Source organism: Albirhodobacter sp. R86504, from assembly GCF_042466415.1.
Classification (GTDB): Bacteria; Pseudomonadota; Alphaproteobacteria; order Rhodobacterales; family Rhodobacteraceae; genus Albirhodobacter.
Genome location: NZ_JAXHCH010000001.1, coordinates 103,895 through 118,478, shown reverse-complemented (window position 1 = coordinate 118,478; position 14,584 = coordinate 103,895). Strand labels below are relative to the sequence as shown.

Genomic DNA, 14,584 nt, shown 5'->3' with positions numbered 1-14,584 from the left:
GTTCCATCCGTTTTGCCAATAGTTTTGGGCGTAAGAGCAACCTGATGCAACCGGATTTGCATTAAATGCGATAGGGCTTAGCGGTCAAAGCCGTTGTTTGTCTTTGGCTCCGCAGCTTGATCTTTAAGGGGATGAAAAGGCGATGGAGGGTTTGATGCAGCCCAAAGAGTTTGATTATATCATCGTGGGCGCAGGATCTGCGGGCTGCGTACTTGCCGACCGCTTATCTGTGAGCGGCAAATATCAGGTGCTTGTCTTGGAAGCGGGCGGCAGCGACCAGCGGCTCTGGATCAAAATTCCGGTGGGCTATGCGATAAATTACGCCAACCCCACCCTGAATTGGGGCTATCACACCGACGCGGACCCTGCGCTAAACGGGCGCAAAAGCTATTGGCCGCGCGGGAAAGTCGTGGGCGGGTCGTCGTCGATCAACGCCATGGCTTACGTGCGCGGTCAGGCGCGTGACTTCGACGATTGGGCCGCCGCGGGTGCGACAGGTTGGGATTGGGACGCAGTGCGCGAGACCTATGCTGAGATGGAGAGCTCATCCGATGATGAGGCCGCGCATGGCCCAGTTTGGGTGCAAAATCTCGCGGATCAGATGAATCCGTTCTCGAAGCGGTTTCTGACGGCGGGGGAAGAATTAGGCTATCCGGCAATTGCGGATATGAACGCGGGCGAAGGCGTGAGCTATTACCGCAGCAATGTGCGGCGCGGGATGCGGTGGTCAGCGGCGGATGCCTTCTTGCGGCCCGCGTTGCGCCGCAAGAACGTGACATTGGAAAAGCGCGCGCATGTCACCGTGCTCGATTTTGACGGGCAGGCCGTCAGCGGGCTGACCTATAAGCAAAACGGGACACTCCACCGTGTCACCGCGCGACGAGAAGTGATCTTGAGCGCTGGCGCGATCAATTCGCCGCAACTGCTGCACCTGTCCGGCATTGGTCCCGCGGAGATGCTGAAGTCAAAGGGGATTGCTGTTCGCCATGATATGCCCAATGTCGGGCGCGGGCTTCAAGATCATCTGGCAGTGTCCTACCAGTTCCGCGCGACGCAAAAGACGCTCAACGCGATCCTCGGGAACCCTCTCGGACGGCTTGCGGCGGGGATAAAATACGTGCTGACGCGGCGCGGGCCGCTGGCGGTTCCGGTCAATCAGGTCGGTGGGTTTGTGCGTTCGTCCGAGGCATGCACGGCGCCTGATATCCAGTTATTCTGCAACCCTGCATCCTACGAGATTTCGCCCTCCGGCGAGGTGGTGATTGATCGTGCGCCGGGATATCTCCTGTCGGCGCAACCTTGCCGCCCGACAAGTCGCGGATCGGTTTCGCTCGCATCAGCGGATTACCGCGACGCGCCAGTCATTCAGTCAAACGCCCTCGCAACCCAAGAAGATCGCGACACGGCGATCCGCGCCAGTCGTATCGTCCAGCGCCTTGCACAGACAAAGGCGCTAACATCTGTCACCTCTAGCTCCAAATTTGAGGGTTTTGAAACGATGGGGGATGCTGAGCTTTTGGCAGAGTTCCGCAATCGTGCCTCAACCGTTTATCATCCGACATGCACCTGCCGGATGGGCAAGACTGCGTCGGACTCGGTGTTGAATGAGCGGTTGCAGGTCCACGGGATCGCGCGGCTGCGTGTTGTTGATGCCTCCGCCTTCCCGAATATCACATCGGGCAACACCAATGCGCCGGTGATGATGCTGGCCATGCGCGCGGCGGATCTGATTTTACAGGACGCCTCATAGGGCGCCCCAAACCGTAAAGGAGAAGCATATGCGTCTCGAGAAACTAGAAACATTTGTTGTTGGAAACCCGCCCCCCCGTCACGGCGGGCGCTATTTCATCTTTGTGCGCCTGACGACGACCTGCGGTATTACGGGCGTCGGCGAAATTTACAACGCCACCTTCGGGCCTGATGTTTGCTGCGCCATGGCACGCGATATGTTCGCACGTCAATTCGAGGGGGCCGATCCCCATCATGTGGAGCTGCTGTTCCGCAAAACATATAGCGCAGGGTTTACCCAGCGCCCCGATGTGAGCGTGATGGGTGTTTTCAGCGGGCTGGAGATGGCCTGCTGGGATATCCTTGGCAAAGCTGCCGACAAGCCCGTCTACGAATTGCTCGGCGGGCAGGTACATGATCGTTTGCGCAGTTATTCCTACATCTATCCCGCGAGCGGCGACGTCTATCCTGATCCCAACACCCCCAATGCATACAACGACCCCAAGATCGCAGCGGAAGTCGCGCTCGGTATGGTCGACCAAGGGTTCACCGCCCTGAAATTCGATCCCGCTGGCCCCTATTCGATCTTTGATGGGCACCAACCTCGCCTTGAGGATATCAGCCTGAGCGTCGCGTTCTGCCGCGAAATTCGTGCCGCCGTGGGCGACCGCGCGGATCTTTTGTTCGGCACGCACGGGCAATTTACGGTATCGGGCGCAAAGCGCATGGCCCGCGCGTTGGAGCCCTACGATCCGCTTTGGTTCGAAGAACCGATCCCGCCAGAAAGCCCCAATGATATGGCGCAGGTGGCGGCGTTCACGTCCATACCCGTTGCCGCGGGCGAGCGGCTTTGCACGAAATACGAATTCGCGCGATTGTTGGAAACCGGCGCGGCGTCGATTTTACAGATGAACCTTGGGCGCGTCGGCGGGCTGTTGGAGGCCAAGAAGATTGCGGGCATGGCCGAAACGCGCCAAGTGCAAATCGCACCACATCTCTATTGCGGACCTATCGTCGCGGCCGCGAATATCCAGATCGGTGCGTGTTCGCCCAACTTCCTGATCCTTGAAAGCATCGGAACTTTTGATGGCCCTTACATGTCTGCCGTCAAAGGCGAAATTGAATGGGAGAACGGCTACATCATCCCGTCCAAAGCGCCCGGCCTCGGGCTGGAACTTGACGACGAGATGATCGCTAAACTGCCCTATACTGGTACGGAATTGCATCTGACGATGGATCAGTTTCATGTGACCCCTGATGGAGGAAAGCAATGATTACCCTCGATAAATTCTACATCAACGGCGAATGGGTTGCACCTGCGGCCCCCAAAATGATGCCTGTGTTGACACCCTCGACCAATGCGCAAGTTGGCACGGTGGCGTTGGGCAACGAGGTTGATGTCGATCGCGCCGTGGCGGCGTCAAAGGCAGCGTTTGAGACCTTCTCAATGACGACGAAAGCGGAGCGCTTGGCGCTCTTGCGGCGCTTGGCCGACGTGACCAAGGCACGCTTAGGCGATTTGGCGGCGGCGATCACGATGGAAATGGGCGCCCCCGCGACAATGTCGCGCGAGTCGCAAGCCCAATCCGGTCTTGGGCATCTGGAGAGTTTCATTGCCGCGCTTGAGGCCCATGATGAGGAAGAAACCCTGCCCAATGGCGATATCGTCAGCTACGAGCCGATCGGCGTGTGCGGGCTCATCACGCCGTGGAATTGGCCGGTCAACCAGATCGCGCTGAAGGTCGTGCCGGCACTGGCGACCGGATCAACCTGCGTGTTGAAACCCTCGGAGCACACGCCGCTCTCTGCGCGGATCTACGCGGAACTCATCCATGAAGCCGGCTATCCGGCCGGTGTGTTCAATCTGGTCTTCGGCGATGGGATTTCCGTTGGATCGGCGCTTTCCAAACACCCTGACGTCGCCATGATGTCGTTCACGGGCTCGACGCGCGCGGGCAGCGCGGTATCTCGCGATGCGGCGGCGACCATCAAACGTGTGACGCTGGAACTCGGCGGTAAATCCCCCAACGTGATCTTTGCCGATTGCGATGTTGATGCGGCTGTCGCGGAGGGAGTCTCAAGCTGTTTCGATAACACAGGCCAATCGTGCAACGCCCCGACGAAAATGCTGGTCGAGCGCAGCGTCTATGCCCGCGCGCTCGATGTTGCGCGCAAGACTGCCGAGGCCACCAAGGTGGATGATCCAATGGTTGAGGGCGATCATATCGGGCCGCTGTTCGATCGGCTTCAGTATGAGCGCGTGCAAGCGATGATTCAGAAGGGTCTTGAGGAGGGTTCCACGCTTCTCGCGGGTGGTTTGGGGCGGCCAGACGGGCTCGCAAAGCATCTGCAAACCGGTTGGTTTGCGCGTCCTACGATCTTCTCCGATGTCACGCCCGATATGTCGGTCTGGCGCGAAGAAATCTTTGGCCCAGTTTTGATCATTGCACCCTTTGATACCGAGGATGAGGCCATCGCCATGGCGAATGATACGGAATACGGACTCGATGCGTATCTCTCGACGGGTGATGAAGCGCGCGCGATGCGTGTGTCGCGGCGACTTCGTGCGGGCGGCATCCACATCAACGGCCGCGCGTCTGATTACGGATCGCCTTTTGGCGGGTTCAAACAATCGGGCAACGGGCGCGAGGGCGGAAAATTCGGTCTGGAGGACTATGTCGAGGTCAAAGTCCGGCCGCCTTTCGCCCAATGGCCTTAAATATAAAGCGGCGCGCAGGAGGATCCCCTCGCTGCGCGCCGTGCGGCCCCAACAACCGGAGCGCAGCAACCCTGCGCTCCGGTTTTATATGTCAGGCGCTGATTTTCGTCTCGGCAGGTTGGACCATACCATCAAACCCCTTGCCCGCTAGCACCCTGTAGGTCGAGCGCAAAGCGCCGCGATCGCTATAGCATCCTCGCAAATGCCGCGCGCCGCTATCGGCCACATATCCCTCACGGCCGTGCACGATGCGGTGGTTGTCGAAAATCACGCAATTACCCGCCTCCGAACGGAACCGGATCATGAAGCGGTCTTCTTGCATAAGCTGGATGAACTTGATCAATGCAGGATAGTAATCGTCGAGCATCTCTTGCGGCAGATCAATCGTGTCCTGCAAATGCTGCGAGATTGTGACGCCGGTAACATTTCCGTCGTGATCCGTTTCGATCACGCGCTGATGGGCGCGGTAATCCCAATTGTCGTGACGATAGAAAAACGGGATATCCTCGCTCGCAAGGAGCGCAAAGGCTTTCGGGTCTTCGACGCGCAACGCTTCCGCAACGGCTGCACCATCCAAAAACAACGACAAGCCACCCTGAACCGTGTTCTCGAGGCAATGCAAGAATTGCACGCCCGGCGCCTTTTCCTCGCCTGGGAGATCGGTGTGCATTTCCAAAGGACCCGCCGTAAATGCGAGGTTCGTTGGGTTGATTTCCACACGCACGTTAAAATCCAGACCCTCCGCCGACGGCGTAACCGGACCGATCGCCTGCACCAAACGGAACAATGCCTCGTCGGTCTTATCCATTCCCGTGACAACCGCGATGCCGTCGACGATCAACGCGCGGGTCAATGTCGCGAGGCCGTCTTCGGTTTCCAACACCGCATTTTGCGGCACGCGCGTGATCCGCGGCAGGTGATCGCTAAACCAAAGGTTTCGCGGCAACTCGGCGGGATCATGCGGACGGCCATTCGCAGCCATCTCGCGGATCAACTTCATCGGCACGCGCGAGGGCTGCACCTCGTTTTCCCATGCGATGACGAGCATGTCGCCGTCAACATGCGCCGAAAGCGCCACCGGCTGCGACGTCACCGATGAAATATCGAAGATGCGCTCGCGCGTCTGCGGATCAAGCGTTGTCACGCAAGTATCGCGCAGCCAATAATAGTTGAAATAGGTTGGCCCCTCGGGCAGGCCGATAACCATGCCCTTGTCTTTGAACTCAAACGTAATGTCGGTCATCTTGATCGTTCCCGTGGCATAAGGTTGGGTGGGATTTAGCGGTTGTAGCTGCTGTTTTCATCGTCAAGGATTGCGCGCAGCTCCGAGAGATGCGCCTCCGCTTGGCCTGGATAATCATCGAGTTCTTGCGCAGTTTTTTCTGCGATTGCATCGCTCAAAACCCGCAAAGGCGCCCCCGTTTGCAGCGCGCGCACATAGGTTTCCGCCGCGCGTTCAAAGTAGAACAAGCGGTTCCACGTATCCGCAACGCTGGAGCCGATAACGAGCACGCCGTGATTGCCCATGATCATGACTTTTTTCTTTGGGTCGCTCAGCATACTCGCACAGCGCAGCCCTTCATCCTCAAACGCGAGGCCGCCAAAGGCATCGTCGATGACATATCGATTGTAGAAGGTGGCTGTGTTCTGATCGATTGGCAGCAAGTTGCTATCCGCGAGGCAGGCCAAAACCGTCGACCAGATCGAATGCGTGTGCATCACGCACCGCGCATGCGGGCAGAGGCGGTGGATACCCGAATGCAGCCCCCACGCCGTGGGGTCAGGGGCATCCGGCGCGTCTGGCGCGGGCGGGTTGTTCGCATCCAGAAGCAGCAAATCCGACGCCTTGATCCGCGAGAAATGGCGTTGGTTCGGGTTGATCAGAAACTGGGTTCCAGCCTCGTTCACAGCGAGGCTGAAATGATTGGCGACGGCCTCATGCATGCCCAATCTCGCGGCCCAACGGAAGGTCGCCGCAAGATCGGACCGCTCAGTCCAATGCGCCATATTGGCGGCGGAAGTTAGGACTGTCATCGCCTTACTCCGCAGGCACAGGCTTGGCCGGCTCGGCTTGCGCGGCGGCCTGAGCCTTCAAGATCGCGACGGGCGCGGAAAGGCCGGTAGGGATGACCTCGTAGCCTTGCGCTTCCGGTTCATCATCGACCATCTCGGCGGGGAAGCCGGGCGCAGTGATGTCGAGGCCGGTGGCCTCCTCAAGGCGACGGATGATATTGGGCGAAAGCTCTCGCGGGCCGAAACGAGCGATACCGTCATTGAAGATATCGACCATCAACGGGCTGATTTCCAACGGAACGCCTGCTTGGTCGGCAATTTTCTGGAATAGGCCGATGTCCTTTTTGACGAGATCCATCGTAAAGGAGATATCGCGCGACCCGTTCAGGATTACCTGACTTTCGGTCTCATGGACGAAGGACGTCCCCGAGGAGATTTTCATCGCCTCATAAGTGGTGTTGAGATCCATTCCGGCCGCTTTCATCGTGACCAAAGCCTCACAGCAAGTCAGCAAATTCGCGGTAGCGAGGTAGTTGGTCATGACTTTGAGCACCGAAGCTGTGCCGATCTCGCCCGTGTGGAGAACGCGGCGGCCCAAGGTTGTGAGGGTTGGCAACATGCGCTCAAACGTGGGGCGGTCGCAGCCCGCGAAGATCGCGATATTGCCGGTATCCGCGCGGTGGCATCCTCCTGAAACCGGACATTCCATCGCCGATCCGCCCTGCGCGATGACAAGCGCAGCGAGGCGCTTTACCTCGCCCTCATCTGTCGTGGACATTTCCATCCAGATTTTATCCGCGGTCACCGCAGGCAACATTTCCTCAACCACAAGTGCGGAGGCGGCGGGTGATGGCAAACACGTGATGACCGCGTCGCAGTCTTGCATCATTTGCAAGGGGCCTGTCGTCGCATGCGCGCCGAGGGCCACGAACCGCCCGACGAGCGCCGGATCGAGATCATGGACCGTAAGGTCAAAGCCGTTTCGCAGCAAGCTGCCCGCAAGTTTTCCGCCAACATTGCCAAGCCCGATGAAGCCAATTTTCATCTGTTGATACGTCCTTTTCCTAGAGGGTCTGTAGGGTCTGGGAACAGGGTGAGGCAGATCGAAACGACAGTAAAGCAACGGCATTTGGCCCAATGGGGTGGGTTCTGTTGCGGGACTTTCCTGCGCCCCGCGCTCGGTTCAGGCGCGCGCGGCGATCACTTCCTCCAGCCAGCCAAGGCGCATTTCAGGCACGGATGCGAGCAAAAGCCGCGTGTAATCGTCAAACGGCGGGCTCAGAACATCGGCCTTGCTGCCATAGCGCACGAGTTGGCCGCGATGCATGACCGCAATATCATCCGCAATCGCTTTCACCGTCGCAAGGTCATGCGTGATAAACATATACGCGACACCTTCGGCGGCCTGTAGATTGAGCAACAGCTTCAAGATCCCGTCCGCCACCAAAGGATCAAGCGCCGAGGTCACCTCGTCGCAGATAATCAAGCGAGGCTTCGCGGCGAGCGCCCGTGCGATGCAAACGCGTTGTTTCTGGCCGCCCGAAAGTTCTGCGGGGTAGCGGTCGATAAAGCCGCTTCCCATCTCGATCTGGTCGAGAAGCTCCTGAACGCGGGCGCGTTTGGCAGCACCTTTCAAACCGAAATAAAATTCCAAGGGCCGTCCGATAATTGCTCCGACGGTCTGGCGCGGGTTCATCGCGACATCGGCCATCTGATAAATCATCTGCAGCTCTCGCAGATCGTCCCGCGATCGTCGTTTGAGATCCGGCGAGAGGGTGCGATCGCCGAAGGTGATCGATCCTTCTGCGGGAGCGAGTAAGCCCGTGATCACGCGGGCCAGAGTAGATTTCCCAGACCCGCTTTCCCCCACGACGGCAAGCGTCTGGCCTTGGTTGATTTGCAAGGAGACATTGCTCAAAACGTCTTGCGCCAACCCGAAATAACGCGCTGTCAGCCCGTCGATCGTGAGAACAGGGGCGGTTGGCGGTTTTATTGGATGCGCGATCGAGCGAACGGATAGCAAGGCTTGGGTATAGGCTTCGCGCGGCGTTTCGATGATCTGTCGGGTCTCGCCGTGCTCAACGGTGCTACCACCCTTGAGAACCATAATCTCGTCAGACACTTGCGCCACAACGGCAAGATCATGCGTGATGTAGAGCGCGGCGACCCCTGTCTCGACAATCGCCTTCTTGATCGCGGCGAGAACGTCGATCTGGGTCGTGACATCCAGCGCCGTTGTCGGCTCGTCAAAGATCACCAAGGCTGGCTGCGGGCAAAGGGCCATCGCCGTCATCACGCGTTGCAACTGGCCGCCTGAGACTTGATGCGGATAGCGGTTGCCAATGCTTTGGGGGTTCGGCAGCCCGAGCCGACCGAATAATTCAATCGCGCGGACCTCTGCCTCGGCACGCGTCGCAAGCCCTTGGCTGACGGTAGCCTCGACGACCTGATCGATGAGCCGCATCGCAGGGTTGAAAGCCGCTGCGGCGGATTGCGCGACATAGGTCACCTCACGCCCCCGCAGCCCCCGCAAGCCCTTTGGCCCTTGCGTCAGAATATCGCGACCATTCAGAAATACCTCGCCGCCCGTGATCCGCACGCCGCCCCGCCCAAACGCCATGGCCGACAAGCCGATCGTAGATTTCCCCGCGCCTGATTCCCCGATAAGTCCGAGAACTTTCCCCCTCGAAAGGGTGAACGAGACCCCGTGCACAATCTCGATATCCTGCGCAGGACCGTCATCAGGATAGATCGTGGCGCCAATTTTTAGATTGCGCACATCAAGTAGGATGTCAGCCATCGCGGCCTCCTTTTAGGCTGGTCGTGCGGGTCAATATCCAATCCGCGACGAGGTTGACCGAAATCGCCAGCGTTGCGATTGCGAAGGCAGGCAGCAATGCGGCCGGAATCCCGTAAACAATTCCGTCCTTGTTTTCCTTCACGATTCCGCCCCAATCGGCCATCGGTGGCTGCACGCCTAGCCCAAGGAAGGAAAGGGTTGAAATGAACAAAACCATGAAGATAAATCGCAACCCCATCTCTGCGATGAGGGGGGATAAGGCGTTGGGCAAGATCTCGTTGAAGATAATCCAACGCTGACCTTCACCGCGCAGGCGCGCCGCTTCGACGTAATCCATCACGGCGATATCCGTTGCAACCGCGCGGCTGAGGCGGAACACCCGCGTGGAATCAAGCAGCCCCATAACCACGATCAAAACAGGGACCGTCACCGGCATGACGGAAAGAACCGTCAATGCGAAGATCAGGGCAGGGATCGCCATAACCAGATCAACGCCGCGCGATAGAAGTTGATCCACCCAACCGCCAATCACCGCCGCCGTCAGGCCGAGGATCGAACCGGTCACAAAGCTCAATGCGGTTGCGGCGGTCGCGATGAAGATTGTCGTCTGACCGCCGTAAATCATCCGGCTGAGAAGATCGCGGCCGATACTATCTGTGCCCAGCCAATGATCGGCGGAGACAGGCTCCCAAACGTCGCCAACCACTTCGGCCATGCCGTAAGGCGCGATGACCTGCGCAAAAATCGCGCCAAGGAAATATACAGCCACAAAGAACAGGCCAATGAGGGCGGAGAAAGGAATACGTCTCATTTGGGGTGCCTCAATCGCGGATTGGCCAAGATGGAGATGATGTCGGCAAGGATGTTCAGCCCGATATACACTGCCGCGAACACCAGCCCGCAGGCCTGCACAACAGGCACATCGCGTTTTGTCACATGATCCACGAGATACTGGCCCATCCCCGGGAACACGAACACGACCTCGACAACAACAACCCCGACAACCAGATAGGCGAGGTTGAGCATCACAACATTCACCACCGGCGCAACCGCGTTGGGCAAAGCATGGCGCGCAATCACGGTGATAGGGCGCAGACCTTTGAGCGTGGCCGTCTCGATATATGCGGATTGCATGACGTTCAGGATCGCCGCGCGGGTCATACGCATCATATGCCCTAAAATCACCAGCACGAGCACAAGAACCGGAATCGCGACGGTCTGCAGCTTTTCAATCAGGCTCATGCCGTCGTGGATCGTGGCGACAGATGGAAACATCCGCAACTGCACCGTCAGGAAGAACATGCCGATATAGCCCAGCATGAATTCTGGAACAGAGACGGTGGCCAGCGTCACGCCGGAAATCAGCTTATCGGGCCATTTGCCTTGATAACGCACGGCGACCAGCCCAAGGCCTATCGCGAGCGGCACCGAGATGATCGCGGCGCAAAACGCAAGAAACAACGTATTCGACAGCCGCCCGCCCATCGCGGTTGCGATATCTTGCCCATTCGTCAGCGCCGTTCCCAGATCCCCGCGCATGATCCCGCCAAGCCACTCGAGATATCGCGCCCAAGCGGGCGCATCCAAACCAAGCTCTTGGCGCAAATTGGCGAGCGCCTGCGGTGTTGCAGATTGCCCGAGGATCGATTGCGCGACGTCGCCCGGCAGGATTTCCGTGCCCATAAAGATTAGCAAGGACGCCGCGAGGAGAAGGCCGAGGCCCAGCACTATCCGCTGGGCCACGAGGATCAAAATTGGCCGCACTCCCACCTTAGCCGACCAACCATGTTTTATGGGGCGCGAGGCCATTCATCGTGTCTTGGCCGCCATCTGCGACCCAGCCTTGGATCTGATCGCTGACCGCTTCGACGAAATCATTGAACATCGGGCAGATCACGCCGCCCTCATCATGGATCGTTTGCGCCATTTCGAGATAGGTTGCTTTGCGTTTCGCCGTGTCGAGTTCACCACGGGCCGAGAGTAAAAGCGCATCAAATTCAGGATTTTTAAAGCGCGTATCATTCCAATCGGCGGTCGAGAGGTAGCCGGTGGAATACATCTGATCCTGCACCGGCCGACCGCCCCAGAAGGAGGCGCAAAATGGCTCTTTGTTCCAGACCTCCGACCAATACCCGTCGTTCGGAACGCGCTGGATTTCGAGGGGAATCCCCGCAGCCGCGGCGGATTGTTGGAACAAGGCGGCGGCGTCAATAGCGCCAGGGAAGACGGAATCGGCCACCTTGAGCACGATCGGGCTGCCATCATGGCCGGAGGCTTGATAATGCTCGGCCGCCTTGGCGAGATCGAATTCGCGCTGGGGGATGCTGTCGTCAAAGAGCGGGTAGGCGGCATTGATCGGGAAATCATTGCCGATCGTTCCATAGCCTTTGAGAATTTTCTCAACCATCTCCTGACGGTTGATCGCATATTTTAGGGCGAGGCGCAGATCGTTGTTGTCAAACGGTGCGGTGTCGCAATGCATCACAAACACATAATGGCCGCGCCCCGAAACGTTTTTCACGCTCAGCCCCGGTGCGCGCGTCAAAAGCCCTGCGACCTTTGGCTCAACAAGGTTCGCTACATGCACTTGGCCTGATTGCACAGCCGCCATCCGCGCGGTGGAATCGTTGATGATAATGAACTCGACAGCGTCATAGTGCCCGCGCGTCGTATCCCAGTAATTCTGATGTTTCTCAAATGTATAGCGGACGCCTGGTTCCGCGCTCACAAGCTTGTAAGCTCCCGCGCCAACCCCTGAATCCGGCGCATCACGCCCGCCGTTCGGCTGGATTTGCAAATGATAATCCGACATCAGATAGGGGAGATCGGCGTTCGCCGTTGTCAAATTCACCACGACCCAATCGCCATCCACCGACATCGACTCGATGCCCTGCATGATCCCCAAAGCGCCTGATTGAGCGTTCTCGTCCGAATGACGTTCCAAGGTCGCGAGAACATCCGCAGGAGTCACCGGCGCGCCGGTATGGAACTCCACGCCCTGACGGATTTGGAACCGCCATGTCTTGGCATCTTCCGAACTCTCGACGCTCGCAGCCAGTCGCATTTCCAGTTGCCCGTCCGCCGTTACATCAACGAGCGGCTCGCCCAAGGTGCGCATCACATGGAAGGTGACCGCGTTGGATGCGAGGGCTGGATCAAGGCTATCGGTGCTTCCGCCGCCGCCAAGGCCCATTTTCAACGTGCCGCCCTTGATTGGCTCTTGCGCCAGAACGGGGCGCGGGGACAGCATCGAGCCCGCCGCAATTGTCAGCGCCAAAGCTGAGACGCGGCCGAGGAAACCGCGACGGCTGAGCCCTGATCGCGGTTTAGAGGCGAGATCGTGAGTGGTGTCGGTTGTCATGTTCATAGTCCCTGTTCGCGGTTTGTATATTTATATGACGCACCTTTTTTGGCGCTTTTCTTCGATGGGGTCGGCTTTTTTGGCGCAGGAGACATCACGCCCTGCGCAGCCCGTCAGGACGACGCTGGCAGAGCAGCGACGCTTTTATGTAAAATGTGAAAACAGAATGCGCGCCACGTGCGCGCGCCGGTCTTGCGCAGGAAACCCGGCCGTTCAAGCAGCTCGAAGCATGGTCGCGCGCTCAACTTCGCTCCATCCCCTTGAGACGCAAAGATAAACGGGCAATCGTTTCATCGGCGAGCTATCCTTCTGCACTCTTTTTTCTGGAATTGCAGTGAGCGTGGGACAGTTCGAATGTTCAGTAAAGCAATGACATTTTGGTCAAAGGGGTTGTTGATCTAACGGCATCGCCTTTTGGCGAGGGTAGGCGACGTCGACACCAATCTAAGTTCGGGCCGCGATCGCCTCCGCAAGACGGGTGATGCCTTCTTCGATATGACTTGTTGAAATGGACGAATACCCCAAACGGAACCACCGCGCGTCGGGGCGCTCCGGCGCGAAAAAAACGCGGCCCGGCTCAATGAGAATGCTCTGGCTCCGCAAATCGAGGGCGAGGGACATCGTGTCGATATGATCAGGCGCCTTGACCCAAAATGAGGAGCCACACGGGCCCGACTTCGGATCGCTCAACAATCCGGTCGCGGTGAGGGCCTCTTCCATAACGGCTCGGCGTTTGCGCAAATGACGCGAGAGCCGCGCGAGTTGCGTATCGAAATGCCCCAAGGAGAGGAAGTAGGCGATGGTGCGTTGCACATGGCTAGGCGGGTGGCGGTAGACGACACCGCGCAACGCACGCGCCTCGTTGATCACCTCTCGCGGCGCCACAAGATACCCCATCCTCAGGCCAGGAAAGATCGATTTCGAGAACGAACCCGTGTAAATCACCGTGCCGCTGCGATCTTGAGATTTCAGCGATGGCATCGGCGGTTGGACTTGCGAAATATCCATATCGTAATCGTCCTCGACGATGACGAACCCCTCTTGCGCCGATTTCTTCAGCAATGCCGCACGTCGGTTCGCCGGCATTTGCGCATTTGTAGGGCATTGCAAGCCAGGTGTTACAAAGACCACATCCGTTTGTGGCGGGATTTTCTCTGGATCAAGCCCCTCCGCATCAACATCGATCGAAAAAACGTCGCAGCCGATTTGCCCGAGCACCTGCCGGAAACCCGGGTAGCATGGGTTTTCCACCACCGCCTTTCCGCCGCCGCGCAAGAGCAGTTCCGAGACCAACCATAGGCCGTTTTGCGTGCCCATTGTGATCAAAATCTCATCGGGCCGAGCGGAAATTCCGCGCCGCGGGAGAAAGTGCCGCAAGATAAAATCGATGAGCATCGGATCGTCGCGCCGGTAGTGATCCGTCGCAAGAGAATCGAAATCGCGCTTGCCTACCGCGCGCATTGCGCAGCTGCGCCAGTTTGCGTGGTCAAACAGGTTCGCGTCCGACTGGCCATAGATGAAGGGGAATTTGTATTCGCGCCAATTGGGCGGGCGCGATATCTGGGCATATTGCGGCAGTTTTCGTCCGAGCTTTGCCGCCCAATCGACGGCGCTCTCGCGCGGATGCGGCACCGGATCGAAACTGGGCCTTTTGGGGGCGGTCGGGGCTACGTAATACCCTGACCGGCCTCGCGAAACCAGATATTCGTTGGAGACAAGGTCCGTATAGGCGAGGGTCACGGTGATCCGCGCCACGCCCAGATGCGCGGCCAATTTTCGCGAGGACGGCATTTTCTCGCCCGAAACGCACCGTCCAGAGACGATTGCTTCAGAGACCGATTGCTGAATCTTCTGCTGAAGTGTGGCATTTGTTTCGGGCGAGAGCGTGAAAATTTCGGGAAGGATAGCCACGACTGGACCTAATTCTTGCTAAGTTTGGACTTACGCTAGAAGTTGGGCCGCG

Annotated in this window: 11 protein-coding genes; 3 read left to right on the top strand and 8 right to left on the bottom strand. The window is 58.4% G+C overall.

The features are described from left to right. Positions 1-154: 154 nt before the first annotated feature. Genes SJY32_RS00520 through SJY32_RS00510 form a run of 3 tightly spaced genes read left to right on the top strand, consistent with a single transcriptional unit; the run spans position 155 to position 4,447 of the window. On the top strand, positions 155-1,750 hold the full coding sequence (locus SJY32_RS00520; RefSeq protein ID WP_376870346.1) for a GMC family oxidoreductase: 1,596 nt from the start codon (positions 155-157) through the stop codon (positions 1,748-1,750). Positions 1,751-1,778: 28 nt separating this feature from the next. Further along, the gene (locus SJY32_RS00515) at positions 1,779-3,002 is read left to right on the top strand and encodes a mandelate racemase/muconate lactonizing enzyme family protein (RefSeq protein ID WP_376870344.1); all 1,224 of its coding nucleotides are present in this window, start codon (positions 1,779-1,781) and stop codon (positions 3,000-3,002) included. After that, positions 2,999-4,447, top strand: a complete 1,449-nt coding sequence (locus SJY32_RS00510; protein WP_376870341.1) for an aldehyde dehydrogenase family protein — start codon at positions 2,999-3,001, stop codon at positions 4,445-4,447. The genes SJY32_RS00515 and SJY32_RS00510 overlap by 4 nt, the downstream gene beginning before the upstream one ends. Positions 4,448-4,538: 91 nt before the next feature. Here the strand turns inward: SJY32_RS00510 and SJY32_RS00505 are convergent, their stop codons facing one another. From SJY32_RS00505 to SJY32_RS00470, 8 genes are all read right to left on the bottom strand, one after another. Next, entirely contained in the window at positions 4,539-5,690 is a 1,152-nt protein-coding gene (locus tag SJY32_RS00505) for a TauD/TfdA family dioxygenase (protein WP_376870339.1), read from the bottom strand. Between the two features lie 35 nt (positions 5,691-5,725). After that, positions 5,726-6,481: a class II aldolase and adducin N-terminal domain-containing protein gene (locus tag SJY32_RS00500; RefSeq protein ID WP_376870337.1), complete on the bottom strand. Its 756-nt coding sequence runs from the start codon at positions 6,479-6,481 to the stop codon at positions 5,726-5,728. Positions 6,482-6,485: 4 nt separating this feature from the next. Further along, on the bottom strand, positions 6,486-7,505 hold the full coding sequence (locus SJY32_RS00495) for an NAD(P)-dependent oxidoreductase (protein ID WP_376870335.1): 1,020 nt from the start codon (positions 7,503-7,505) through the stop codon (positions 6,486-6,488). Positions 7,506-7,643: 138 nt separating this feature from the next. After that, on the bottom strand, positions 7,644-9,260 hold the full coding sequence (locus SJY32_RS00490) for an ABC transporter ATP-binding protein (protein WP_376870333.1): 1,617 nt from the start codon (positions 9,258-9,260) through the stop codon (positions 7,644-7,646). Then, entirely contained in the window at positions 9,253-10,071 is an 819-nt protein-coding gene (locus SJY32_RS00485) for an ABC transporter permease (RefSeq protein ID WP_376870330.1), read from the bottom strand. The genes SJY32_RS00490 and SJY32_RS00485 overlap by 8 nt, the downstream gene beginning before the upstream one ends. Continuing rightward, entirely contained in the window at positions 10,068-11,024 is a 957-nt protein-coding gene (locus SJY32_RS00480) for an ABC transporter permease (protein ID WP_376870328.1), read from the bottom strand. The genes SJY32_RS00485 and SJY32_RS00480 overlap by 4 nt, the downstream gene beginning before the upstream one ends. 7 nt (positions 11,025-11,031) lie before the next feature. After that, positions 11,032-12,621, bottom strand: a complete 1,590-nt coding sequence (locus SJY32_RS00475) for an ABC transporter substrate-binding protein (RefSeq protein WP_376870326.1) — start codon at positions 12,619-12,621, stop codon at positions 11,032-11,034. Between the two features lie 444 nt (positions 12,622-13,065). After that, a complete protein-coding gene (locus SJY32_RS00470) occupies positions 13,066-14,532 on the bottom strand; it encodes a PLP-dependent aminotransferase family protein (protein WP_376870323.1) in 1,467 nt (488 codons plus the stop codon). Between the last annotated feature and the right edge of the window lie 52 nt (positions 14,533-14,584).